The sequence below is a fragment of the Neisseria sp. P0017.S009 genome, assembly GCF_051957375.1.
Lineage (GTDB): Bacteria > Pseudomonadota > Gammaproteobacteria > Burkholderiales > Neisseriaceae > Neisseria > Neisseria perflava.
Window position 1 is genome coordinate 1 of record NZ_JBQCWL010000024.1, and the last position, 383, is coordinate 383.

Annotated in this window: 1 protein-coding gene; it reads right to left on the bottom strand. The window is 53.0% G+C overall.

The features are described 5' to 3' along the window. On the bottom strand, positions 1-383 hold a 383-nt coding region (locus ACTHTG_RS11175), incomplete at both ends, for a type IV secretion protein Rhs (RefSeq protein ID WP_440360702.1).

The window sequence follows — 383 nt, forward strand, 5'->3', positions numbered from 1 at the left end:
TAGTTGTCGTCATAGTCGAAATGCAGGATGACGCCGTCCGGACGGATAATGCTTTCTACCTGGCCTTCGTTGCTGTACTGATAACGGGTAACGCGTCCCATTGCATCGGTATGGCTGAGCAGTCGGCCCAAGTCGTCGCGTTCCATCAGGTTGGTGCTGCCGTCGGCAAACACCCGTTTGGTCAACTCATTGTTGTAATCATAATGATATTGCTCGGTACGGCCCAATACGTCGGTTACCTCGGTATAACCGTCGTGATAGGTAAAGCGCCATTCCTCGCCCAAAGACGTCCAGTTGCGCAACACCTTGCCGGTCGGGGTGTAATGGTCGTATTCGTATTCCGATACCAATCCGGCCGCATCCGTATGCGACACCATCAGATT